We start from the raw sequence: 24,659 nt of genomic DNA, 5'->3' as shown, positions 1-24,659 counted from the left end.
GTTGCTCGTTGTTCACCCATATCTGTTAACTTTGCCTCATGCCTGCGCCGAAACAAACGAATTTAGACGCTGCCCGGACGATTTTTACAGCCTATCTGGAGCGGAAGGGCCTGCGCAAAACGCCCGAACGGTTTGCCATACTCGAAGAGATTTACAACCGCGAAGACCACTTCGACGTCGATGAGTTGTATATCTCCATGAAAAATAAAAAGTACCAGGTTAGCCGCGCTACCGTGTATAACACCCTCGATGTGCTGGTAGATTGCGACCTGGTTACGAAGCATCAGTTTGGCCGGAATCTGGCCCAGTACGAGAAATCGTACGGCTACAAACAGCATGATCACCTGATTTGCACCGATTGCCACAAGGTCATGGAGTTTTGCGACCCACGGGTGCAGAACATCCAGAACATGGTTGGTGACATGCTGAAGTTCAACGTGATGCACCACTCGCTTATTTTTTACGGCTCCTGTACCCGCGAACACTGCGAAAACCGAACGCACCCGGCCCATGCCGAAGAGCCGGAAGGGCAACAGGGCACCCTCGAATACCCGGCCGACGTTCGCGACTGAGCCGACCTTTTGCCGGTCGGGTGGGATGACCCACCCGACCGGCATTTAAGTTTTTGTACTGTCCCGGTCCATACCGGCTTTTTATAACGTAATACGCTTAAACAAATAGTTTGCCGTTGGCTGTTTGCGGGGGTTGCACCTGAGTATCGAGCAACCACTTACTTCGGGAACGATGGGCTATAAACACTGACGTTTTTAGTTTTATGGTTGATGTTTTATTAGGCCTCCAATGGGGCGATGAAGGAAAAGGTAAGATTGTGGACGTGCTGGCGCCACAATATGAAGTTGTGGCCCGGTTTCAGGGTGGTCCCAATGCGGGTCACACACTGGAGTTCGATGGCATTAAGCATGTTCTCCACCAGATTCCGTCGGGGATTTTCCGAGCCGACATTCAGAACATTATTGGCAACGGTGTGGTGCTCGATCCCATCGTATTCCGGCGTGAAATCGATGGGTTAGGCAAGTTTAATCTGGACCTGAGCCGTAACCTGACGATCTCCAAGAAAGCGTCGATTATTATCCCAACGCACCGGCTTCTTGATGCGGCTTTTGAGCAGTCCAAGGGCGAATCGAAAATTGGCTCTACCCTGCGCGGGATCGGCCCGGCGTATCAGGACAAAGTAGCCCGGCAGGGCCTGCGGGTGGGTGATATTCTGTCGCCCAATTTCCACGACAAATACAACAAGTTGGTAAGCCTGCACAAAGTCACGCTTGATCATTACGGATTCGACTACGCTTCGGTACTTCCCGACGCCGAAACCGACTTCTTCGCGGCTGTAGCCTTTATGAAGCAGTTCCGGCTTACCGACAGTGAGTACGCCATCAATGAGGCTCTGAGCAGCGGCAAGAAAATCCTGGCTGAGGGCGCACAGGGCTCGCTGCTCGACATCGACTTTGGTTCGTACCCGTTTGTGACCAGCTCGAGCACCATGACCGCCGGTGCCTGCACGGGTCTGGGCATTGCTCCCCGGCAAATTGGAGAGGTGTATGGCATTTTTAAAGCGTATTGCACCCGCGTTGGTAGTGGCCCCTTCCCCACCGAACTGTTCGACGAAACCGGCGAACAGATGCGGGCTGAAGGCCGTGAGTTTGGGGCAACAACCGGACGCCCACGGCGGTGCGGCTGGCTCGATTTGCCCGCCCTGAAATACGCCATCATGCTCAACGGCGTTACCCAGCTCATCATGATGAAGGTCGACGTGCTGAACATTTTCGACGAGATTAAGGTGTGCACCCACTATGAGCTTTCTAACGGAGGCCCCACAACTGATCAGCTTCCGTATGATCTGGTTGATGCCGATGTGACGCCCGTGTACAAAACATTCAAAGGTTGGAAAACCTCGCTCGAACCGTTCCATTCGTTTGACGACATCCCGGCCGAGCTGGCGCAGTACATCGACTTCCTCGAAGAGTCGCTGGGTATTCCCATCAGCTTCATCTCGACCGGTCCCGACCGCGAAGCCATCATCCATCGGAGTTCGCTTGTTTCGGAATAAGCTCAGGATCAGGGCGTATAAGCGTGCCGGACGCACCTTTATTTAACGTCCTTTTAAATCACTGCTGATTGACATCGCATTCATGCGTTCCTATATTTGTTTTTCTCTTCCATTCACGCGCTATGAGCTTTGTTAAAAACGTAGGATTTGTGGACCAAATGGTTCGCGCTTTGCTGATTATTGACATATTGGTCGCGTATATGCTGGGGGTTATAACCGGCCTGAGCGCGTTTGTGTTGTTTGCTCTTGCACTGGCTCTGGCGGCAACCTGCCTGATGGGCTATTGTCCGGTTTACCGGCTACTGGGCCTCTCGACCCGGCGTGAGGAGCAAAATACACGCCTGTAAACAGGCGCTCACAACCATACAATCACCAACGGAGCAGGCAACCCCTGCTCCGTTTTTTCGTCTATGAAAACGTCTCAACGGATTATTTCACTGGTGCCCTCACTGACCGAGCTCCTGTTTGACTTAGGGCTCGATGAAGAGATTGTGGGGCTGACCAAATTTTGTATTCACCCGGCCGATAAGGTGAAGAGTCGCCCGGTGGTTGGTGGCACCAAACAGGTCGATTTTGAGAAGATTGCGGCCCTCAACCCCACGCTGATTCTGGCGAATAAGGAAGAAAACACCAAAGCGGATGTTGAACAACTGGCCAAAACACACCCGGTTTTGGTAACCGACATCGTAACTGTCGACGATGCCCTGACCATGATCCGAACGGTGGGCGAACACGTCGGTCGGCCCGAAAAAGCCAACACTTTGGCGAATCAGATAAGAACCTCACTGGCGTCACTTCCCAGCACCCCGAAACCCCTGCGAGCGGCTTACCTGATTTGGCGAAAGCCCTGGATGGTAGCCGGCAGCGATACCTTCATCCATTCTCTGTTGCCCCTGGCGGGCTTTAGCAATGTGTTTGCCGACTGCCCCCGGTATCCGGTAGTTACCCCCGACGATCTGCAACGGGCTGCGCCCGACGTGGTCCTACTGTCGTCGGAACCTTACCCGTTCGGACCGAAACACATCAACGAGCTTCGGGCTATCTGTCCACAGGCCCGGATTGAACTCGTCGATGGAGAAATGTTTAGCTGGTACGGCAGCCGGATCGCCCACTCGGCCGATTATTTCCGAACCCTGCGCGAGCAGATGGCCTGACCCTGCCAAAGCTACTTTTATAACTGTAACTTGCTTTTGATGTCGCGAATGCGGTCGTTAAAAACCAACTCATCGAACTTGATGTTGGGCTCGCAGGTGGCTTCGAGAAGTTCCATCACAGCCGGGTGATGCGACACCCGCTTGCCGGTACGCACGCTGATGTATTTTGACGTTACCCAAAGAACATTTTTCAGCTGTCGCCCGGCATCATCCGTCATGTAATATTCGGTCACGGTGGTGTCTTCGGTAAAATGAATCACGCGAGATACAATCCGCACCCATTCGCTCACCAGCGCCGGCCGGATGTACGCAATCTGATGCTGATACACCACCCAACTCGTACCAAACTCCCGAAACAGCTGACCGGGGTTGAAGTCGTACAGCTTGGCTACCTGATCTTCGCGGGCGTTGAAGTAGTAATCAAAGTACTTGGCGTTGTTGAGGTGCTGAAGCGGGTCGCAATCCTGAAACCGAATAATCATGCGCGATTCGGTTTCGGTCGGGTAACTTTTATAGGGGTCGCGTTTGAACATGAACGAAGTTTTTCGCAAGATTAACCACTCTATACGTTGTTCAGCACATTTTGAGGCCGGATATTTGCGTTAGTACAATAAAACAAACAAAAAACCATAATTTTCGACGCATGAGTGTTTTCATCCGCATGGCTTTTCTTTTCATTTTTGTCGGTCTGTTTTCGTCGTTCCGGCCCGTTTCTACCGCCGATAATCCCGACGCCGTAGTCGGTACCTGGCTCAATGGCACCAAGCGTGGGCATGTTCAGATTTATAAGCAGGGCAACAAGTATTATGGTAAACTGATCTGGCTGAAAGATCCCAACGACCCCGCTACCAACAAGCCGAAGCTCGACAGCAAAAATCCCGACGCCAAAATGCAGTCGCGACCACTGATGGGCCTGAACATCATGAACGATTTTCAGTTCGATGGCGGTAATGTGTGGGACGAAGGAAAAATTTATAACCCTGAAGATGGCAAAACCTACAGCTGCAAAATGACGCTCAAAGACGCCAATACGCTCGATGTACGCGGCTACGTAGGCATTTCGCTCATTGGCAAAACCCAAACCTGGACACGAATTAAATAAGCAGTGCTGCGTTTGGCTGCATGATACATTCAACTCTAATTATCGGTGCTGGTCCGGCCGGACTCGCGATGGCGGGTCAGCTGGCCCACCGGAACCCCACCCAACCGACGTTTACCGTTCTCGAAGCAAGCGAATACGTGGGGGTTGCCTGGCGTAACCATTACGACCGGCTGCACCTGCATACGGTAAAAGAATACTCGGCCCTGCCCCACCTGCCCTACCCGAGCGCGTACCCCACTTATGTTTCGCGGCTGGAGTTTGTGGAATACCTGGAACAGTACGCTGAGCATTTTCGGATTCACCCCCTGTTCAACCAACCGGTGCGACAGGTAAGCCGGTTACCGAATGGACACTGGCAGGTAACCACACCGACCGATACCTTCGAGGCAGAGCGCGTAGTGGTGGCCACCGGCTACAACCGGATTCCGAACAAGCCCGACCTACCCGGCCTGCGCGACTTCCGGGGGATTGTCTGGCACAGCCACGAATACCGCAACGGAGCCGCTTTTTCCGACGAAAACGTGCTCGTGATTGGCATGGGTAACACGGGTGCCGAAGTGGCTCTCGACCTACTCGAACACGGCGCCCGACCCACTATCTCGGTGCGGGGCCCCATCAGCATTGTCCGGCGCGATATGTTCGGGAAGCCCACCCAGCCATCGGCTATTTTTCTGAATAAATTCCCTAACTGGTTTTACGATTTTGTGGCCGGACTGTCGCAACGGCTCACCGTGGGCGATTTGTCGGGGTACGGACTGGGCAAGCCAACGCACCCGCCCTCGTACCTGATTCGGGAAAAGGGCCGGATTCCGGTCATTGATCAGGGCACACTCGACCAGATCAAAGCCGGTCGTATTGCCGTGGCCCCGAGCATCGAGCGCATCAACGCCCGCACAGTCACGTTTAGCGATGGGTCGGAGCGGCCGTTCGATGCCATTGTGCTGGCTACGGGCTACCGGCCGGGTTTGCAACCGGTGCTCGGCGAGGCTCTCTGCACCCAAGTCCTGAACGAACGGGGCTACCCGAAAGCACTCTGGTTCGACGAGCCCGAGCTGAAGGGTCTGTATTTTCTGGGCTTCAAAACACCCCTGACGGGTATTCTGCGTAGCCTCAATATCGACTCCGGCCAGATTGCCGATCATATGGGATGTAGGACAAGTTCTTTGTGATAGGTTCGACAGAAGTTTTTTCTGACAGGATTACAGGATAAACAGGATTGATTGAGCCCCAAAAAAATCCTGTTTATCCTGTAATCCTGTCAGAAAAATAAACTTGTTCTACACCCATCATATACAGAAGCAACGAAAGCCGTAAGAAGTGAATGAACAATGTAAAATGAATAATTGAATTACCTACTCACAACCAGCCATTTAATTATACATTTAACATTGTTCATTATACATTAAATTCAGCCTGAGTACTTACTGACCGCTTTAGGCCTTTTATCGTTTAGGGTTTTTGGTTGACGACGGATGCGCCATTCCTCGCAATCCCCGTACCTTTGCGGCATGATCTTTATCGACACGCACGCGCACATCTACGATAAACAGTTCGGTGCCGAACGCTACCCCGGCGGTCCCGAAGCCATGTTGCAAACCGCCCGCAGTCAGCAGGTAGAGCAAATCTGGATGCCCAACTGCGACACCGAGACCATTCCGGGCATGATGGCGTTGGCCGAGACCTTTCCCGATCGTTGTCTGCCCATGATGGGGCTGCACCCCACCTACGTCAACGAGACGATGGACGCCGAACTGGCCGAGATGGAAAAGCAACTGAAAGACTATCCGTTTATGGCCGTGGGTGAAATTGGGCTCGACTTCTACTGGGACCTGACGCACGTAGACCGGCAGTTTGAAGCCTTTCGGATTCAGCTGGGCTGGGCCTCTGCCCAAAACTGGTTCGTGTCGATGCATACGCGCTCGGGGCACGACCGCAACGCCTTTGCCGAAGCTGCCGATCTGATTGAGTCGATGGCCCTGCCCAACCTGACGGGCATTTTCCATTGCTTTGTGGGTACGCTCGACGAAGCCCGGCGCGCCATCGATCTGGGATTTCTACTGGGTATTGGCGGGGTGGCTACGTTCAAAAATGGAGGACTGGATAAAGTCTTGCCCTATATCAGCCCCGAACACATTGTACTCGAAACCGACAGCCCCTATCTGGCCCCGATTCCGTACCGGGGTAAGCGCAACGAACCCGCCTACATTCCGCTCGTAGCTGCCCGCGTAGCTGAGCTGATGAACCTGCCGCTTACCGATATTGCCCGGCATACCACCGCCAACGCCAACCGGTTGCGGCAGGGAAGCCTCGTTTCTTCCGACGCAACCACTTAAGTTGCCCCGGCGACTGACGTGTCAGTCGAATTCCGTTTTAGTTTCAATAGCACTTCATCCGTCATGATTCGAATTAATCCGGCCCTGCCGCATAAGCCCCGCGTGTCGGTGCTGGTCATTTATACCGGTGGTACACTGGGTATGGTGTACGACCACCCCACCGGCCAACTGGTTCCGTTCAACTTTGAGCAGGTACTCGACCGCGTGCCCGAAATTCACCGGCTCGATTTTGAAATCGACCTGATTACCCTGCCTACTATCATCGATTCGTCGAACATGACCCCGGCTATCTGGGCCGAGCTGGCCCAACTGGTGCATACGCATTACAGCACGTATGATAGCTTCGTGATTCTGCACGGCACCGACACCATGGCCTACACGGCTTCGGCGCTCAGTTTCATGCTTTGCAACTTGCAGAAACCCGTGATTCTGACGGGGGCCCAACTACCGATTGGGGTAGCCCGGACCGACGCCCGCGAAAATTTTATTACGGCCCTCGAAATTGCGGCTGCCCTCGACACCGAGGGGCAACCGATGGTGCCGGAGGTAAGCATCTATTTCAACTCGGTACTGCTGCGGGGCAACCGGGCCACGAAACAGGAGAGCGTTCATTTCAACGCGTTTCACTCCGAAAACTACCCGCATCTGGCTATGGCCGGTGTTCGAATTGAGTACAACCGGCCGTTTATCCGCCGACTTCAGCCCGACGTTGACCTCACCATCCAAACCGAGATGGACGCCAATGTGGCCATTCTGAAAATGTTCCCTGGTATTACCGAACCGGTAGTGCGGGCGATTCTGGAAATGCCCGGCCTGCGCGGAGTGGTTCTCGAAACCTTCGGGGCAGGCAATGCCCCTACCGAACGCTGGTTTCTGGATGCCCTGAAGGCCGCAAACGACCGGGGTATTGTCTTGTTCAACGTGTCGCAGTGCGAGGGAGGACGCGTTACGCAGGGGCAGTACCAAACGAGTACCCGCATGGGTGAAATCGGGGTGATTAGCGGAACCGACATCACGACCGAGGCCGCTGTCACTAAATTAATGTACCTACTCGGCCAGGAAACCGACCCCACCCGGCTGCGGCATCGGCTGGGCGAGCCGCTTTGTGGCGAAATGAGTCTATGACAATATCGCCCCGGCCCCCGTCTTTCTTCATTCGGCTGCTTCGGTTTCTGTTGGCCACCGCCATGACCGGGGTGGTGCTAGCTACGGCTGTGGGCTGTTTTTTCGCGACCAGCTGGCGGGGCATCCTTAGTATCATCGTGGGCGGGCTGAGCCTCAACATCGTGTTGGCCTTACTGCATAGCTGGCTTAAACACTACCCCCGGTCCTGGAGCGAATGGCACAAATGGTGAGCTCCTCAGCCCGGCATTAACCTCTTTAATTAGCCCGGAAAGCCCGTTGTATAACGGGCTTTTTTATTGCGGCTAACTGACTGAGTATTTGACCCGGACACCCGGCTTTATCGGATACGAGTCGACCCCGCAACGTTTTGACCAAGCCCCGGATTGCAATCATGGTTAAGCCCGCTTTTTACCCGCTGCTTCTGGCCACCGGCCTGCTGAGTATGGTCAGCTTCACAACGAATCTCAGCCCCGCCTACGACGACCCCTCGCCCATACTCACTCCCACGCAGGAAGCAGCTACGTTTCAGCTAGAACCGGGCCTTCACATACAGTTGGTAGCAGCCGAACCGCTGGTACAGGCACCGGTCGTGATTAATTTCGACGCCGACGGCCGGCTTTGGGTCGTTGAAATGCGGGGGTACATGTCGACGATCGACGCGAGCGAAGAAAGCAAGCCGAGCGGCCGGGTGTCGGTACTGGAAGACCAAAACGGCGACGGGCAAATGGATAAAGCGACCGTGTACCTTGACAGCCTTATTATGCCCCGGGCCATGGCCTTTGCACCGGATGGGGTTCTGGTGGCCGAAAACGGAGCGTTGTGGCTTACCAAAGACCTCAACGGCGACCTCAAAGCTGACACCAAAACGCTGATTGATAAAGACTATGCCGGGAGCGCCCTGCCCGAACATGCCGGCAATGGGCTATGGCGCGGTCTGGACAACTGGTACTACAATGCCAAGTCGCGGTTTCGGTACCGGCACACAAACGGCACCTGGCTACGCGACTCCACCGAGTTTCGGGGGCAGTGGGGTCTGAGCCACGACAATCAGGGGCGGTTGCATTACAACTACAACTGGTCGCAGCTACACGCCGATCTGGTACCGGCCAACTACCTCAGCGCCAACCGAAACCACACCCCAACAACGGGTATCGACCACGGACTCACCGTAGAACGGCAGATTTACCCCATCCGGTCGAATCCGGCCGTGAACCGGGGTTACATTCCGGGGACGCTCGACAAAAACAACCGCCTGCTCGAATTTACAGCGGCCTGTTCGCCCCTTGTGTACCGGGGCACGGCGCTCCCAACGGAGTTTGCAGGCAACGTGTTTGTGTGCGAACCGGCGGGCAACCTGATCAAACGCAACGTGGTCACGGCTAATGGCCCGGTGCTGGCAGCCCGTGACCCTCACCCCGGCCGCGAGTTTCTGGCCTCGACCGACGAACGGTTCCGGCCGGTGCATATGGCAACCGGTCCCGACGGCGCTCTGTACGTAGCCGACATGTATCGGGGCATTATTCAGCACGCGGCCTACATGACGCCCTACCTCAAAGACCAGACACTGGCCCGGAACCTGACGCAGCCCGTCGATCGGGGACGTATCTGGCGAATTGTTCCGAAAAGCTGGCAGACAGCGCCAACTCAGAAACTAAGCCGGGCCACTAACAATGAACTGATTCAGGCCCTGAACAGCCCCGACGGCTGGCACCGCGATATGGCCCAGCACTTGCTGGTGGCCCGCAACAACGCCGACGCTCGCTCCGCCCTAACCGCGCTTGCGCAGAAAGGCACAAACCCCTACGGCCGGGCGCAGGCTCTCTGGGCGCTCGACGGACTCAACCAAAACCGCCCCGATGTCTTGCTGGGCCTGCTGACCGACGCGCATCCCTTTGTGCAGACCACCGCCCTGCGACTCCTGGAGCCGTTTGCGCAAACCGATGCTACGCTACGGGCTAAACTCGCTGACGAGTTACTTCAACGAGTCAACTCGGCTCCGGCCGACGTTTGCCTGCAAATGGCCCTTTCGGCACGGGTACTCGACCGCCCGGCAGCTCATGCTTTGCTGGAAGCAATTGTCAGCCGCCCATTATTGCAGGAGCCATTGCTCCGGGATGCCGTTCTGAGCAGCCTTTCCAACAGCGAGTGGGCCTTTTTACAACGACTCAGGAAAGCACCCCGTTGGCAAACTGCCGACCCCGCCCGTGAAATTTTCGTGGAAATGCTGGCCACCTCGGTCGTTCGAAAAGGAGCCCCCGAAGAACTTTCGGCCCTGCTGACTTTGCTCGACAACCCAACCAAACCGTTCGGCTGGCGCGAAAAAGCCCTGCTCTCCGGCCTGACCGTAGGCAGCTCGGCTACCAAAACAACCGCCGTCCGGCTGCCGAAAGCCCCGCGTTTGCTGAGCCAACCCAAACAGACGTTGACAGCCGCGCAAACAGGAGCTCTTACAAACCTGTACGACTGGCCCGGCAAAACGCAACGGCTGGCCGCCAACGCGTCGGCCGGGCAAAAAGCAAACACTCTGTCGGCCGACGATCAGAAACTCTTCGCCACTGGTCGGCAAATGTACCTGAGCACCTGCTCGGGTTGCCACGGCACCAATGGGGCAGGTATGGCCCGTTTTGCCCCGCCCCTCATCAATTCCGACTGGGTACTGGGCGACGGCAAACGCCTGGCGCTCATTCTGCTGCACGGCATGGAAGGACCGGTCGATGTGGCCGGGAAGGTATACAACGCCCCCGACATTCTGCCGGTTATGCCTGCCCACTCGACCCTCGACGACAACGCCATCGCGGCCATTCTGACCTACATCCGCAATGAGTGGGGCCACAACGCCGGACCCGTAAGTCGGCGGTTGGTGGGCATGACCCGCGTAACCTCGCAGGGCCGCGTGGTGCCCTGGACCGTCAAAGACCTTAACAAGTATATGCTTCAAAACGGAGCAGAGTCGGGCAAATAGCCCTTATCCCTAAACCCTTTCCGGCCATGAACAGACGTGCGTTTTTACAACAGGCTTCGGCCGGTGCCGTAGTGATCTCTTTGTCCGAACTACCCGCGTGGGCCCGTCAGGAGCGAATGGGCATTGTGGTCCACTCCTACGCGCACCGCTGGAACGCCAAAACACCCAGCACCCGCTACCCAGCCCTCACGAGCGCCCTCGACCTGCTCGACCACTGCCAACAGGTAGGTGGGGGCGGCATCCAGGTGGTGGTCAACAATTGGGCCGACGATTTTGCCCACAGCGTGCGCGACCGACGCGAAAAACTCGGGCTTTACCTCGAAGGGTCGGTCGGTACGCCGAAAACACCCGCCGACGCAGCCGCTTTTGAACGCAACGTGATAGCCGCCAAAGAGGCCGGTGCCCGGATTCTCCGAACGGTTTGTTCGAGCGGACGCCGGTACGAGATTCTACGCTCGCCCGAAGGATTTGAGGAAATGCGCAAAAATGCCCTCGCTTCGCTTCAGCTGGCCGAGCCCATTTTACGCAAACATGGCGTGAAGCTCGCCGTTGAAAACCATAAAGACTGGCGGGCGCCGGAACTGGCCGCCATGATGAAAAGCCTCAGCAGCGAATGGATTGGGGTGACTATCGACTTTGGTAACAATCTGGCCCTGCTCGAAGATTCGACCGAGGTGGTGCAAACTCTGGCCCCCTATGTGCTGTCGACCCATGTGAAAGACATGGCGCTCGAACCGTATGCCGACGGGTTTCTTTTGTCGGAAGTGCCCCTCGGCAAAGGGATTCTGGACTTACCTACCCTGTTTGCCCTTTGCCGGAAACATAACCCGGCCGTGACCTTCAACCTCGAAATGATTACCCGCGATCCGCTCGAAATTCCGTGCCTGAAACCGGAATACTGGGCAACGTTTGCGCAGGTGCCCGGCTCCGACCTCGCCCGGACGTTGCGGCAGGTAAACGGATCAAAAACGGCCGGGGCTCTGCCGCGTATTTCGCCCCTCGCCCCCGAAGAGCGGCTGGCCGCCGAACAGGAAAACATCGTGGCCTGTATGCAGTACAGCCAGAAAACACTCGGGCTCCGCTGAGCCACGGTTTGCGCTTCTCGGTTTGCGATTAAACGGTCTCGAAAGGGGCTGTTTACCCGAAAACCCTTTTTATCACTCTATTACCGAAACCTGAATGACCCACGAACGATTACCCGGTATTTCCCAATTTGATCTGAGCGGCCGAACGGCCATTATCACGGGTGGCTCCAAAGGTTTGGGCCTGGCCATGGCAGCCGGACTGGCCTCGGCCGGGGCAAATCTTCTACTCGTTAACCGCAACGCCGACGAGGGCGTACAGGCCGCCGAAGCCCTCAGCCACGAGTACGGCGTACAGGCCCGGGCGTTTGCCGCCGACGTGACCGATCAGTCACAGACCGAAGCCATGGCCCAGGCCGCTATGGACGCCTTTGGCCGAATCGACATTCTCATCAACAGTGCCGGTATCAATATTCGGGGGGCTATCGACGAGTTGTCGTCGGACGAATTTCAACAGGTAATGAGCATCAACGTGCACGGTACCTGGCTGTGCTGCCGGGCCGTAACGCCGTTTATGAAGGCGGCTGGCAAGGGCAAGATCATCAACTTAGCCAGCACGCTCGGACTGGTGGGGCTCGCCAACCGAACCCCCTACACGTCGAGCAAAGGGGCCGTAGTGCAGATGACCCGCGCCCTCGGCTTAGAGCTGGCTCCATTCAATATCAACGTCAATGCCATCTGCCCCGGCCCGTTTCTGACGGCCATGAACATCCCCATTGCCGATACCGAAGAAGGCAAAAAGTTTGTGGTGGGGGCCACGGCCCTGGGCCGCTGGGGCGAACTACGTGAGATTCAGGGAGCCGCTATTTTCCTGGCGAGCGATGCGGGCAGCTACATGGTTGGCTCCATGCTCACCGTAGACGGCGGCTGGACAGCCCGGTAAACGAATGCCAAGAGAGTGAATGAGCGAAAGAGTGAATGTCTGACGCGTAATCCCACTCCCCGACAGCCCACTCTTTCACCCCTTCACTCTCTCAGTTTTTCACTTTTTCACTCTTTCTCCAATGAAAACGACCCGCGTGCGCTACGGGATGCTGGCCCTTGTGTTTGTCAATGTCGTGATCAATTACCTCGACCGGAGTAACATTTCGGTTGCCGGCCCGGCCCTGAGCAAAGACCTTAACCTGTCGTCGGTCGATCTGGGGTATATTTTCTCGGCCTTCGGCTGGACGTATGCCCTGTTGCAGATACCAGGGGGCCTCGTAGCCGACCGGTTTGGTCCACGGGTGCTGTACGCCTTTTGCCTCGCTACCTGGTCGCTGTCGACGGTGTTGCAGGGATTTGCGCGCGGATTTGCGTCGTTATTTGCCCTCCGGCTGGCCACGGGCGCATTTGAAGCTCCCTCCTACCCGATCAACAACCGGATTGTGACGAGCTGGTTTCCCGACAACGAGCGGGCATCGGCCATTGCGCTCTACGTGTCAGGGCAGTTTATCGGGCTGGCCTTTCTGACCCCCGTGCTGGTCACTATTCAGCACTACGCGGGCTGGCAGGGGCTTTTTGTCACCACCGGTTTGGTGGGGCTGGTATGGGCCGTTGTCTGGTACACGCTCTACCGCGACCCGCTCGATCACAAAACGGTCAGTGAGGCCGAACTGGCGCATATCGAAGCAGGCGGGGGGCATTTTCGGGGGCAAACCGCCAAAACCGACGGCACGTCCATCTGGCAGTGGGTCAACCTGAAACAGGTATTCTCCCGACGGACGCTCTGGGGGGTGTACATCGGGCAGTTTTCGGTCAACGCTATGCTCTGGTTTTTCCTGACCTGGTTCCCGACGTATCTGGTTAAATACCGGGGGCTCGATTTTATCAAGTCGGGGTATCTGGCATCGGTGCCGTTTCTGGCGGCCTGCGCGGGATTGTTGCTGTCGGGCTTCGTGTCGGACCGGCTGGTGCAGCAAGGCCGCTCGGTGGGGGCCGCCCGCAAAACGCCCATTATTATCGGGATGCTGCTCTCGGTAAGCATTGTCGGAGCCAACTACACCGACGATACCACCCTGATTATCTTCTTCATGTCGCTGGCGTTCTTTGGGTCGGGTATGGCGCTCATTTCGTGGGTATTCGTCTCGCTGCTGTCGCCCCGGCACCTGATTGGCCTTACGGGTGGGGTGTTCAACTTCATGGGTAACCTGGCGTCGATTATTGTCCCGATTGTAATCGGGTATCTGGCCAAAGATGGCGACTTCAAACCCGCGCTCGTGTTTATTGCCGTGCTCGGTTTTATCGGGGCCTGCTCATACAGTTTTTTGGTCGGCAAGGTAGAGCGAGGCACGGTAACGCCAGTGTCGGATCCGGCGGCTTTAATGTCGGAGCGGGAGTGATAGCGTACAACTAAAACCGCTTTCTCAACGCGATTAGTCCCGAAAAACGCTACTTTTGCCCCTGCAAACAGAGAGGTGTCCGAGCGGTTGAAGGAGCACGCCTGGAAAGTGTGTATACGTCTCAAGCGTATCGAGGGTTCGAATCCCTTCCTCTCTGCAAAAGTGTCAAAACCCCTTAAAACAATCTCTTTTAAGGGGTTTTTTAATTTATTCTCTAGGGTGCAGTTAGCAAAAAAGGTACAGTCTCCAGTTTCTAATACTTCCTAGATCAAATTACCAGTGGTGTAGGCCCCCTTCTTCTGTAAGCGTTAACGAATCACTTATGGGTAATACAACATGCATTTTTTGTGGTAAAACCAGAGAAAAAGCCAAAGAACATGTCTGGCCTAAGTGGCTTCAAAAAGAAATTACCGGAGGTACAAAGCAAATTTTCAGAGGAACTCATATTTCTAATTTTCTTATGCAACCCTTGGATGAAAGAATCCAATCGGGCGAAAATCTAGTTCTTGGTAATGTGTGTCAAGTCTGTAATAATGGCTGGATGTGTGAGCTAGAAAATGACTTTAGACCTCTATTATTGAAAATCCTATCTAACAATAATTACTTACTTCATCTTTCTAGGAAAGAGAGGAGTGCTGTTGTCTTATGGGCTTATAAAACAGCTATAACAATCAATGCTGCTTCAAATTATAGAAAGTTAGTTCCTGATGTACATTTTAAGCACATTGGAAAGTTCAAGCAACTTCCTAGAAACGTCAAAGTTGATATAGCCTTAATTAAGAAAGGAAAGGATCTAGAATGGATTCAAAGTCCAATCCAAATTGCTCTTATCTCCCGTAAGGAAAACAGTGAAAAATTTTCAGAACAATTCACAACTGAGACTGTATCATATTGCATTGCCTTGCAAATACGAGCATTCGCAATGAGAGTCTCATTTTATGAGAACGCTAAAGAGTCTAATTACTCGATAGATACCATTCATAGTGAGAAAGTACTCAGACTTTGGCCTTATGAGAAGAATAGCCAGTTTACACTAAAAAATCAATATGAAGATTTTTATAAGTTTCAAGTAGACATAGCTGTTATTGCTCGGCGTAAGTCGGTTCATAAATAGAGCATTATAGCCCTACCAAAGTAATTAGTAGGGCTATAATGCTCTATTTATGAACCGACTTATCCACTATCCATCCATTTTCTTTCCAGCTCTCAAAATCACGTGCTTTTATCCGCTTCGTTTCACCGGTGTCTGGGTGAATGACATAGACAAACCGTAGGTCTGAAGGGGGGGCGTTTTTTGCCTTGTGACTCATCTTATCATACTGATTAACGGTTGCTTACCTTCATCCAATCCAGTTCAATTGAACGGTATATATTTCAGATATGATACCGTTTACAGTTTCAGCGCATTGCTGACGGCGTTTTTTTGTGATTGGTACAACACAGGTACAACCAGTAGCGTCTTATCCTAAATAGCCTGAACCTTGCCCAGGTGATTACTTGTTTTATATTTGTAAAAAACGCTGCCATGGCAACCTCATTCGCTCACAAATCAGGAGAAAAGCCTCAAACAGATTCAGTCACAGGCACTAAGAAGAAACACTTGGTACGTCAGGGAGCCGTCTTGTCGGGTGTCCGTAGCCGAATACATCCTACACTAACTGTGGTCGTGAAGGGCAAGAGCCGAACGTTCACTTCGCAAAGTCAGGAAGGCGAAAGTTTATTGGAACGCGTTACCCGACTCATTCCGGAGGGGAAGTTCAAAGGTCTGTCAGAGTTGCTTGAACCGCACGAAATTCCACAGGCCAGAAAGGGTAAAAAGGCATGAGGTATCTGATTGATACGAATGTTCTAATTATTCTTTTTGAGAAAAGTTTCAGCCGGTTAAGTGACAATCAGTTGAGAGTCCTTAGCGACCCGGCCAACTCGTTTTTTGTATCAGAAGCGAGCCTGTACGAAATTGCAATCAAGATCAGGGTTGGGAAGAAAGATTTTGCACATATAAATTATTCAGGTATTCAAAGAGCCCGGCGCCAATCCAAAATAAAAATTTTACGAACCAATTCAACGCATTACGAATCGATTCAACAGGTATCAAAAGTGTTCAAACCAGATGGTAAACCTCATGCCGACCCGTTTGATTTGCTGATTCTGGCACAAGCCCACTCCGAGCAAATTCCGATTTTAAGCACAGACCAGTACTTCCCCAAATACAGCCATATCACTGTTATTGCTTGACCATATACTACCGAATTCCTCTCCATCTTGAGTAAGACCGAACCATCAACGTGATGATTGTCGTTACCGAATAGCAGCAGTTTCGGACTCTCTACCGCTTACCTTAACCCCACCGTTCGGTGGGGTTTTGTTTTCGGGACGATGGAAAAGGCCTTATCTTTGGGCTTTCGACTCAAACACACAGAATGACTGCTGGTCAACGTAAAGCACTCCGCATCACCGGCTGGACTTTGTTGGGGCTATTTTTGCTGGGAGCCATTGGCGCGGGATACGCTTTCACCAAACGCGAAGCCCTCCTTCAGATTGCCCTCAAACGAGCCACCCAAAAAGCCAAACGCGACTATAAACTGGATCTGAAAATTGGCTCGGCCACCTTTACCGGCCTCAGTTCCGTCGCTTTTTCCGATATTTCCATTGTTCCCGAACAACGCGACAGCCTCGCCCGTATCAACCGGGCCGAAGTGGGCGTGCGGCTTTGGCCCATGCTCCTGGGGCAAATTGCCCTGTCTGACCTAGCCCTCGAAAACGGAATGGTGCAGGTGGTTCGGCGCGATTCGCTGACCAACATCGACTTTATTCTCCGGCGCAAACGCGACTCCACCGCCACCAAATCGACCCGACGGGTGGATTTGGCCGACGTGGCCGAAAACCTCATCGACGAGCTTTTGTCTAAAATTCCAGACAATATGAACGTCCGTAACCTCGATTTTCGGGTGATTGATTCGGACCGCGATACTACGCAGCGGCTCTCGTTGCTCACCGAGCAGGCTACCATTGAGGATGAGGCCGTATCATCGACGTTACGGCTCAATGGCAACGAGGCCACCTGGCACATCTCCGGCACCGCCGACCCCGCCGACCGCGAGTACGATCTCTCGCTGTATGCCGATGGGAAACCGCTCGAACTCAAGTATCTGGAAAACCGGTATAAGCTAAAACTGCAGGCCGATACACTGCACGCCGAACTCAAAGATGTAGACCGGGCCGGGGGCGAATTTCGGATGGAAGGCGTCGGATCGGTGCGTAACCTGCGCATTAACCATCCCGCCATTGCCCGTACCGATGTGTTTGTAGACCGGGCGGCTATGGACGCCAACCTGTTTGTAGGCGAAAACTACGTCGGTATCGATAGCTCATCGGTGGTGTACCTGGGTCAGGTAAGCGGGCGGCCGTTTGTCAAATACACCCTCTCGCCCACCAAGACCTACGAAGTCGAGCTGCATACCGACATGATGAATGCGCAGGCTTTGTTCAATTCGTTTCCGCAGGGGCTGTTTGAGTCGCTCGAAGGTATGCAGGTGACGGGAGGGCTGAAATACGATATGTCGTTTCAGCTCGACGAAGCTCTGCCCGACTCGGTCAAGTTCAATTCAGGGCTGACGTCTGATAACTTCAAGATTGTACGCATGGGTCGCGTTGATTTTGGCAAGATCAACAACTCGTTTGTGTACACGCCTTACGAGAAAGATAAGCCGGTTCGCGATATTGTGATTGGCCCCGAAAACCCGGACTTTACGCCCCTTTCGGCTATTTCGCCCGATTTGCGCAACGCTGTTCTGACCTCAGAAGATTACAACTTCATGACCCACAAGGGGTTCAACGAGAAAGCGTTCCGAGTGTCGATTGCGACCAATTTCAAGGAAAAGAAATTCAAGCGGGGAGCCAGTACCATCTCGATGCAGCTGGTTAAAAACGTGTACCTCAACCGCAACAAAACCCTCTCCCGCAAGGTCGAAGAGATTTTGATCGTGTGGTTGATGGAAAACGGGCGGCTCGTACCGAAAGAACGAATGTACGAAGTGTACCTCAACCTGATTGAGTGGGGGCGTAATATTTACGGAATTGGCGAGGCAGCCCGGTATTACTTTGGCAAGTCGCCCTCCGAACTGGATCTGGGCGAAAGCATTTTTCTGGCGTTTGTGATTCCGAGCCCCAAACGCGCGCTTAACTGGTTCAATCCCGACGGAACGCTTCAAGTCCGTAACGTGCGGGGCTACTTCCGAATTATCGGCCGCATTATGGCCCGGCGGGGCCTTACCGAGCCCGATAGCGGAGCCTACGGTTTTTACAATGTTCGGTTACGCGAGGGCTTACGCCAACAGGTGGCCCCCGTCGACAGTATGCAGTCGGATAGTTTGATGAATGATACCGACGAGGGCGGTGGTATCGACGATTTCTTCAAGCGACTCTTCAATGGAAACCGCGACCGTGACGACGAGAAAGAAGAGACCGAAAATGTACAAACCCAGTCGGAGTCGAACAGCCCAGCCACGCCGAATGTCTCATCGGGCGATACCGTGAAAACCCGCCGTCAGCTTCGGCAGGAACGGCGCGAGCGCAAACGTCGGGAACGCGAAGAACGACAACAGCAGGAAGACACCAACCGGTAAAAGGGGTTTATCGTTTTTAGTTTATCGTTTCTGGTTGTGGGGGCAAGTTGCCCGTGAACCGGAACTTGCTTAATTGAACATAAGCACCCCAAAAACCATACACAAAAAACCAAGAACTATAAACGCTGTAAGCCGAAAGGGCGGGGTTACAACCCCGCCCTTTCGGCTTACAGCGTTTATTCACCCAGTAAATCGGGCCGTCGGGCGCGGGTACGGGCCAACGCCTGCTCGTAACGCCACTCGTCAATTTTAGCTTCATGCCCCGACAGCAGAATATCGGGAACCTTCATACCCTCCCACTCAGCCGGGCGCGTGTACACGGGCGGAGCCAGAAGATCGTCCTGAAACGAGTCGGTGAGGGCCGAGGTCTCATCGTTGAGTACCCCCGGAATCAGGCGGATAATAGCGTCGGACAGAACGGCCGCCGGCAATTCTCCTCCCGACAACACAAAGTCGCCGATACTGACTTCCCGCGTGATAAACCGCTCCCGAATCCGCTCGTCGACGCCTTTGTAATGCCCGCATAGAATAATCAGATTTTGCTTGAGCGAGAGCGTATTGACCGTTTGTTGATTGAGCCGTTGCCCGTCGGGGGTCATGTAAATCACCTCGTCGTAGGTACGTTCGGCCTGCAACGCCCGAATACAGCGGGCAATGGGTTCAATCTGCATCACCATACCGGCCCCTCCCCCAAACATATAATCATCGACCCGCCGGTGCTTGTCGAGCGTATAGTCGCGCAGGTCATGCACTACCACTTCGGCGTGCCCGGCCTGTTGCGCCCGCTGCAAAATAGAGTGCGCAAAATAGCTATCGAGCAAGCGGGGCAGGCAGGTAATAATATCAATCCTCATCGGTCTCGTCAGCTTCTTCGTCCCCGTCTACTTCGGGCTTATCGTTGCCGCTATCGCTCGTGTAAATTTCCAACAGGCCCTCAGGCAACACCACGTTGATCTGGTTTTCGGCCCGGTTTACCGAAGGCACAATATCGCTGTTGATCGGGATCAAGACCTCATGTCCCTCATAATCCATCGCGATCAGGTCCTGCGTTGCCATTGTGTACACTGCCGTTACAGTACCAAGCGCCCCTTTTTCGGCATCGACTACCCGAAATCCGATAATCTCGTGAAAGTAAAACCGGGTTTCGTCCTCAATCGGCTCCAGATTAGCGAGAGGCAACCACAAACCCGACCCAATGAGACGCTCGGCCTGCTCAATGGTTTCGACTTCTTCCAGAGCCACGATCGCCCGGCTCCCCTTTACAATGGTGATCGATTCAATAAAATAAGGCGTCAACTGACCCTTCACCTCAAGCAGGATCGAGTCAATATCGGCGTATTCTTTCGCGTCATCGACGTCCAAGAAAAAGACCAGTTCACCGTTTACGCCATGCGTTTTGGTGATGTGGCCAACCTGATAACAATCGTCTTTTGTCACGCTTTTACAGAGTTTACTCGTTTCAGGCGGTTATTGAGAGCCTACCTCAAACGGTTAAATACCTACAAAAAGAGCCTGCTCAAACGAACAGGCTCCTTACATACCGAACCAGCGTGCTTATTCAGCAGCGGGGGTTTCCGTTGCGTCAGCTGATGCTTCCGGTGCTTCTTCAGCAGCAGGAGCCTCTTCGGCTGGTGCTTCTTCAACCACAACGTTTTTCTTAGCAATGGCCTCAGCGCGGGCTTCATTCACCTTACGCTCGGCTTCCAGACGCTCCTGACGAGCCTTGTCTTTTGCTTGTTGCTTGGCGTCAGCAGAGTCAGACTTGCGGCCTTCTTTGCCTTCTTTCCAGGATGTAAACTTCTCATCAGCCTGCTCCTGCGTGATCGCGCCTTTGTTTACGCCAACCTGCAGGTGCTTTTTCAGCATGACGCCTTCGTGCGACAGAATCGAACGAGCGGTGTCGGTGGGTTGAGCACCAACCATCAGCCAGTACAACGCCCGCTCCGACTTCAACACCACGGTTGAGGGGTCTGTGTTGGGGTTGTACGAACCGATTTTCTCGATGAATGCGCCATCACGGCCAGCTTGAGAAGGAGCTACGACGATGTCATACATCGCCATTTTCTTGCGTCCACGACGCGCTAAACGAATTTTAACAGCCATTTTGCTTGCTTGTTTTCAATGGAGGGAACCCGTCCCCCCGGAGAAACGTGGGCGCAAAGGTAGCATTTTTTTCGGAGTATCTCTACCGTACGGGTTAGTTTTTCGGAAAGAGTTTGACTGTCGCTACTTTCTGAACCCAGCCGGATACCGCGAGCGCATATCGCTCATGGGTTCGATCCGAATCTCCACCCGCCGGTTGGCCTGCAAGCCCGTGCGGGTCGAGTTAGGGGCTGCAGGGCGTATTTCGCCGTAATATTCGAGTGTTATCCGGCTCGGATCGTTCAGGCCGGCCCGCGTCATAAACCGCTTGACGGCCTCCACCCGGCGTTTGGACAACTGTACGTTGTAGGCGTCCGACGCGCGGGCATCGGCATGACCCACTACAATAGCCCGGCAATTGGGCCGCTCGTTGAGCAACTCGGTTACCTGCCGCAGCAGCGTTTGCGACGTTGGCCGAAGAGTGGCTTTATCCGTATCGAACTCAACATTGCTGAAAACATCGACACATTCGCCGGCCTCCCGCGTGGTTTTTGGCCGGGCCAGCAAACTATCCAGATTCATGGCAACACCCGCCCCCGAAACCACACTCCCCGCCGGGGTCCGGGGTTGCTTATCGAACAGATCGGCTACGCCATCGTTATCGGAGTCGGTGTACAGGCGCGGATCTGCAGGTTGGGGCATGTTGGCCTTGGCAATAGAGTCGGCCTCGGTTACAGATGGGTTGTAAGCCGGCTTGACCAGGTTGGCGGGATCAGCCCAGCGCAGGTGATACCGGCCTTTGTCGGCATCGTACCGGCCATCGCGTCCCACACGCAGGGGCGTCCGGCCCAGTTTGTAGGTAATTGATAAACCCACGGCCCCGTACTTATCGAGGGCCGACTCACCCTTACGGAACAGGTAAATATTGGCCGGGTTGTTATTGTAGGCTGGGTCTGTCGACCCGACAGTCATATCCAGTTTTTCGGTGTTGACGTTGTTGTACACAAAATCGAGCCCAATATCGAAACGAGGACTCAGCTCGTAGTGAACGGCGGTTCCAATCGGCACTACGAGTTCGCGGGTAAACACGGAGCCATCACCTTCCCACCGGCCCGACGTGACCGAGCTGAAATTGTCCCGGTCGTTACTATACCGGATGAGCCGGTTGGTTGTCAGGTCATACACCCGCGCATCGAACCAGATACCGCCAATACCGCCGTATACGTCCCATTTCAGGCGCTTGAGTCGTTTGGCACCCAGCAAGAGGGATTTCACGTTAACCGACGCCAGCATGGCCCCCTGTAGGTAATTAGTCCGAAAATAGGCGTTGTAAATGGGTTTCTTGGAACCACTGAGCATGCCACCATTGGCCTGTACGGATACCCCAAAGAGGTGGCTCAGTTGCTTGTTGACTGCCAACCCTACCCCACCGGTCAGAATCTCTTTCTCGCCAAGCTCGGGCGCCCCCCGATACACCCCGTACGACAAATCGCCGAAGAAGCGCGTCAGTTGCGGGGTTACAGAAATTGACCAGGTGTTGAGGGGATAATCGCCGTCGTAGGAACGATTGGGCACGCGGGCGGGCGGTGTTTGTGCCCAGGCCATGCCCACAGCCCAGACGAGAAGAAAGACGATACAGCTATTTTTCATGAATCGTTGACAGGCGGAATGACTGGGTGAATAGTCCAGCAATTCTATAGCCAACATCGTGCCAACCGGAGCAATACCGGCCTATAAGCCGGATTCTGTCACCGGGTTGTCGGCAAAACCGACGCACCGGGTCTTATCATTTATCTGGGATCGCCGTCACCGACGACCTCTATCGACCTACCCGCGACAGCATCGGCCAGCCGAAGCCAACCTACAGGAACGAGCCGCCCCTAATCTGCCGCATATTTGGTCTTTCAGCCCATAAGGTTTATCCTGCCCCGTCGGTCACCCGCCGGGCGGTAGGCCCTTACCCCACCTTTTCACCCTTACCCGAAAACAGTTTACAGTTTGTTGTTTACAGTTTATAGTTGGCTTACGCAGGTAAGACCGCTTCGCGGCACTGAAACCGATAAACTTGAAACTGTAAACTGTTTTCTGGCGGTATATTTTCTGTGACACTGGCTGTCAGACGGCCGTTCCCAGCCGCCTGCCTTCCCGTTAGGAAGTATGGTGCTCTGCGCTGTCCGGACTTTCCTCCAACCCGGTTCGGGTCAGCGATAAGACAACCGGCACCGCTCCGATTGGCACGCGTTGGCCTGCCAAAGATAGCACAAGTTTAGGGTTTCTGGCCTAACTAACCGGTTTCTGGACCTGTCCGGGTGATTTTCAGACCTGCGGTAGCCACCCAACCCGCTATTGCAGTCCCTCAACTTTCACATCTACTTTGCCTTTGGCAAAAACCACCGCCAGAATAGCCGTTGGCGTCAGATACACCCCGTCGGGCCGGATTTCGTCAATTTGCCCATTAAGCACGACGCCCTTAGCCAGCTGATTGTTTTTCAATTGAGTCTGCACCGAACGCTGAATCTCCGTGATCTGATCGCCGACCGGAATGGTAAACTGCTTTTCGAGCATCCGGGCGAGGGTTCCCTTAAGCAACCAGCTGGCGGTGCGCTGGAGCCAACTACTCGTTTCGAGGTCGTATTGCAGGTCTTTGAGGGCCACCGTTTTCGTTTCGGGATCGTAGTACGGGCGGCCTTTCAGGTAAATGTGACCGTTCACACTCCCCGACAAACCCGCCTTGATAATCAGATTCTCGTTTTGCCCGTACAGATCAATATCTTCGATAGTAACGTGATAGCGACCCTCCTGAAAGTCGAACCGTTTGCCCACAAACGTTTGCCCGGCCAGTTTAGCGGCCTCTTCGTAGGTAGCTTCGTTCAGAATACCCACCTGAAAATCGTCTTTGATGGTCGGCACCACCACCAGATCGGGTAGTGATACGGCCGCTTTGACAGCTGGTTTGCTGCCCACACTCGTCAGCGTGTAGCCCTCCAGACCAATCTGCGTGCGGATTACATTGCCCTCAAACCGGAGCGGGGTAATTAGCACCCGCCGGGGCACCACCTGCAGCCACGTTTTGTATTGGTCAGACAACAGATACGGGGTACGAACCGTGTTCCAGGCCTCCAGAACCGGCGTTCGGAGGTCGATCTGTTTACGGACTTCAGCATCCAGCGATTTGGTAATCGTGCCCAGATTCCGGTCGATAATCCGACTCACAAGGCCCGTGATCGGAATGGCAAACCCGCCCAGCCGCACGGTGGGCTTGGTGCCCCATTCGTAGCCCTCGGCCGTGGTTTGGGTATTGACCGACCAATTGGGATCGATACTGAACCGGGTCGCAAACTTGAGCGTGATTTCGAACTCGGTGTCGGCACTTTGCATGAAGCCCAGAATCCGTTTGCCGGCTTTCGCCCAGATTCTGAGCGGCACCACAAACCGAAACAGGCTATCGGCTCCACCCGCGGCCGACACTCCAATGGGCGCCCGTTTCCAGACCTTCAGGTGAATGGGGTCGCTGCCGTCGGGCGCGGGGGTATCGAAGGTGTTACTCTCAAAAATAAGTCCGTTGACCTGTTTGTTGATCTGCTGCTCCACATCGCGGAGGGCTATACGAACGGGCACATTGACCGTCGACAGGTAGGTTTCGTTACGGACTTCCATGGTGGTTCGGGTGTAGGCTTCTTTCGGCGCTTTCGGGTTCAATGTGCCCGCAGCGGGCCTCCCCGATGGGGTTTTGCTACACCCGACAAAAATAAACAGCAGGGCAACAGATACCAGCTTTGCTCTCATGTACGGTGGTAAATTGGGG

Annotated in this window: 22 protein-coding genes, 1 tRNA gene and 1 other RNA gene; 17 read left to right on the top strand and 7 right to left on the bottom strand. The window is 54.3% G+C overall.

The features are described 5' to 3' along the window. The first annotated feature begins 38 nt into the window (after nt 1-38). From RUDLU_RS0123190 to RUDLU_RS0123175, 4 genes are all read left to right on the top strand, one after another. Entirely contained in the window at nt 39-572 is a 534-nt protein-coding gene (locus RUDLU_RS0123190) for a Fur family transcriptional regulator (RefSeq protein ID WP_019990834.1), read from the top strand. Nucleotides 573-775: 203 nt separating this feature from the next. Then, nucleotides 776-2,068 (top strand): adenylosuccinate synthase, encoded by a 1,293-nt coding sequence (locus RUDLU_RS0123185; RefSeq protein WP_020657219.1) that lies wholly within the window; start codon nt 776-778, stop codon nt 2,066-2,068. A 122-nt stretch (nt 2,069-2,190) separates the two neighbouring features. Further along, entirely contained in the window at nt 2,191-2,415 is a 225-nt protein-coding gene (locus tag RUDLU_RS0123180) for a YgaP family membrane protein (RefSeq protein ID WP_019990830.1), read from the top strand. Between the two features lie 63 nt (nt 2,416-2,478). After that, complete coding sequence (locus RUDLU_RS0123175; protein WP_019990829.1) at nt 2,479-3,222, top strand: cobalamin-binding protein; 744 nt, start codon at nt 2,479-2,481, stop codon at nt 3,220-3,222. Nucleotides 3,223-3,239: 17 nt separating this feature from the next. Here RUDLU_RS0123175 and RUDLU_RS0123170 read toward each other — a convergent pair whose 3' ends face one another. Then, nucleotides 3,240-3,755: an acyl-CoA thioesterase gene (locus tag RUDLU_RS0123170; RefSeq protein WP_019990828.1), complete on the bottom strand. Its 516-nt coding sequence runs from the start codon at nt 3,753-3,755 to the stop codon at nt 3,240-3,242. A 128-nt stretch (nt 3,756-3,883) separates the two neighbouring features. On the opposite strand from RUDLU_RS0123170, the gene RUDLU_RS0123165 reads away from it, so the two are divergent. The 13 genes from RUDLU_RS0123165 to RUDLU_RS0123100 all read left to right on the top strand — a co-directional run bounded on the left by RUDLU_RS0123165 (nt 3,884) and on the right by RUDLU_RS0123100 (nt 18,772). Continuing rightward, nucleotides 3,884-4,324, top strand: coding sequence for a DUF2147 domain-containing protein (locus RUDLU_RS0123165; RefSeq protein WP_245581706.1), 441 nt, complete (start codon nt 3,884-3,886; stop codon nt 4,322-4,324). A 20-nt stretch (nt 4,325-4,344) separates the two neighbouring features. Then, nucleotides 4,345-5,493, top strand: coding sequence for an NAD(P)-binding domain-containing protein (locus tag RUDLU_RS0123160; protein ID WP_044129665.1), 1,149 nt, complete (start codon nt 4,345-4,347; stop codon nt 5,491-5,493). A gap of 339 nt (nt 5,494-5,832) precedes the next feature. Next, nucleotides 5,833-6,657, top strand: a complete 825-nt coding sequence (locus RUDLU_RS0123155) for a TatD family hydrolase (RefSeq protein WP_019990825.1) — start codon at nt 5,833-5,835, stop codon at nt 6,655-6,657. Nucleotides 6,658-6,720: 63 nt separating this feature from the next. After that, on the top strand, nt 6,721-7,782 hold the full coding sequence (locus RUDLU_RS0123150) for an asparaginase (protein ID WP_019990824.1): 1,062 nt from the start codon (nt 6,721-6,723) through the stop codon (nt 7,780-7,782). Continuing rightward, entirely contained in the window at nt 7,779-8,012 is a 234-nt protein-coding gene (locus RUDLU_RS0123145; protein ID WP_019990823.1) for a hypothetical protein, read from the top strand. Before RUDLU_RS0123150 ends, RUDLU_RS0123145 begins: the two co-directional genes overlap by 4 nt. A gap of 161 nt (nt 8,013-8,173) precedes the next feature. Then, complete coding sequence (locus tag RUDLU_RS0123140) at nt 8,174-10,744, top strand: DUF7133 domain-containing protein (RefSeq protein ID WP_044130783.1); 2,571 nt, start codon at nt 8,174-8,176, stop codon at nt 10,742-10,744. A 26-nt stretch (nt 10,745-10,770) separates the two neighbouring features. After that, complete coding sequence (locus RUDLU_RS0123135; RefSeq protein ID WP_019990821.1) at nt 10,771-11,829, top strand: sugar phosphate isomerase/epimerase family protein; 1,059 nt, start codon at nt 10,771-10,773, stop codon at nt 11,827-11,829. A gap of 94 nt (nt 11,830-11,923) precedes the next feature. Then, nucleotides 11,924-12,709, top strand: a complete 786-nt coding sequence (locus RUDLU_RS0123130) for an SDR family NAD(P)-dependent oxidoreductase (RefSeq protein ID WP_019990820.1) — start codon at nt 11,924-11,926, stop codon at nt 12,707-12,709. 121 nt (nt 12,710-12,830) lie between these two features. After that, nucleotides 12,831-14,147: an MFS transporter gene (locus tag RUDLU_RS0123125; RefSeq protein WP_019990819.1), complete on the top strand. Its 1,317-nt coding sequence runs from the start codon at nt 12,831-12,833 to the stop codon at nt 14,145-14,147. Nucleotides 14,148-14,216: 69 nt separating this feature from the next. Further along, nucleotides 14,217-14,304, top strand: a tRNA-Ser gene (locus RUDLU_RS0123120). Nucleotides 14,305-14,469: 165 nt separating this feature from the next. Further along, nucleotides 14,470-15,261, top strand: a complete 792-nt coding sequence (locus tag RUDLU_RS0123115) for a hypothetical protein (protein ID WP_019990818.1) — start codon at nt 14,470-14,472, stop codon at nt 15,259-15,261. A gap of 707 nt (nt 15,262-15,968) precedes the next feature. Then, the gene (locus tag RUDLU_RS0123105; protein WP_019990816.1) at nt 15,969-16,382 is read left to right on the top strand and encodes a type II toxin-antitoxin system VapC family toxin; all 414 of its coding nucleotides are present in this window, start codon (nt 15,969-15,971) and stop codon (nt 16,380-16,382) included. A gap of 185 nt (nt 16,383-16,567) precedes the next feature. Next, entirely contained in the window at nt 16,568-18,772 is a 2,205-nt protein-coding gene (locus RUDLU_RS0123100) for a transglycosylase domain-containing protein (protein WP_019990815.1), read from the top strand. A gap of 176 nt (nt 18,773-18,948) precedes the next feature. Here the strand turns inward: RUDLU_RS0123100 and trmD are convergent, their stop codons facing one another. The 6 genes from trmD to RUDLU_RS0123075 all read right to left on the bottom strand — a co-directional run bounded on the left by trmD (nt 18,949) and on the right by RUDLU_RS0123075 (nt 24,640). After that, nucleotides 18,949-19,626, bottom strand: coding sequence for a tRNA (guanosine(37)-N1)-methyltransferase TrmD (gene trmD, locus RUDLU_RS0123095; RefSeq protein ID WP_019990814.1), 678 nt, complete (start codon nt 19,624-19,626; stop codon nt 18,949-18,951). Then, on the bottom strand, nt 19,616-20,209 hold the full coding sequence (gene rimM / locus RUDLU_RS0123090; protein WP_019990813.1) for a ribosome maturation factor RimM: 594 nt from the start codon (nt 20,207-20,209) through the stop codon (nt 19,616-19,618). The genes trmD and rimM overlap by 11 nt, the downstream gene beginning before the upstream one ends. 117 nt (nt 20,210-20,326) lie before the next feature. Next, on the bottom strand, nt 20,327-20,875 hold the full coding sequence (locus RUDLU_RS0123085) for a 30S ribosomal protein S16 (RefSeq protein WP_019990812.1): 549 nt from the start codon (nt 20,873-20,875) through the stop codon (nt 20,327-20,329). A 123-nt stretch (nt 20,876-20,998) separates the two neighbouring features. Further along, the gene (locus RUDLU_RS0123080) at nt 20,999-22,504 is read right to left on the bottom strand and encodes an OmpA family protein (RefSeq protein ID WP_019990811.1); all 1,506 of its coding nucleotides are present in this window, start codon (nt 22,502-22,504) and stop codon (nt 20,999-21,001) included. A 68-nt stretch (nt 22,505-22,572) separates the two neighbouring features. Further along, an RNA gene (gene rnpB, locus RUDLU_RS29045) (RNase P RNA component class A) lies at nt 22,573-23,078 on the bottom strand. Between the two features lie 119 nt (nt 23,079-23,197). After that, nucleotides 23,198-24,640, bottom strand: a complete 1,443-nt coding sequence (locus RUDLU_RS0123075) for a DUF4403 family protein (protein ID WP_083940629.1) — start codon at nt 24,638-24,640, stop codon at nt 23,198-23,200. Between the last annotated feature and the right edge of the window lie 19 nt (nt 24,641-24,659).

Source organism: Rudanella lutea DSM 19387 (assembly GCF_000383955.1).
GTDB classification, from domain to species: Bacteria; Bacteroidota; Bacteroidia; order Cytophagales; family Spirosomataceae; genus Rudanella; species Rudanella lutea.
The sequence above is the reverse complement of the archived record's forward strand: the minus strand, read 5'-3'. Positions and strand labels throughout refer to the sequence as shown.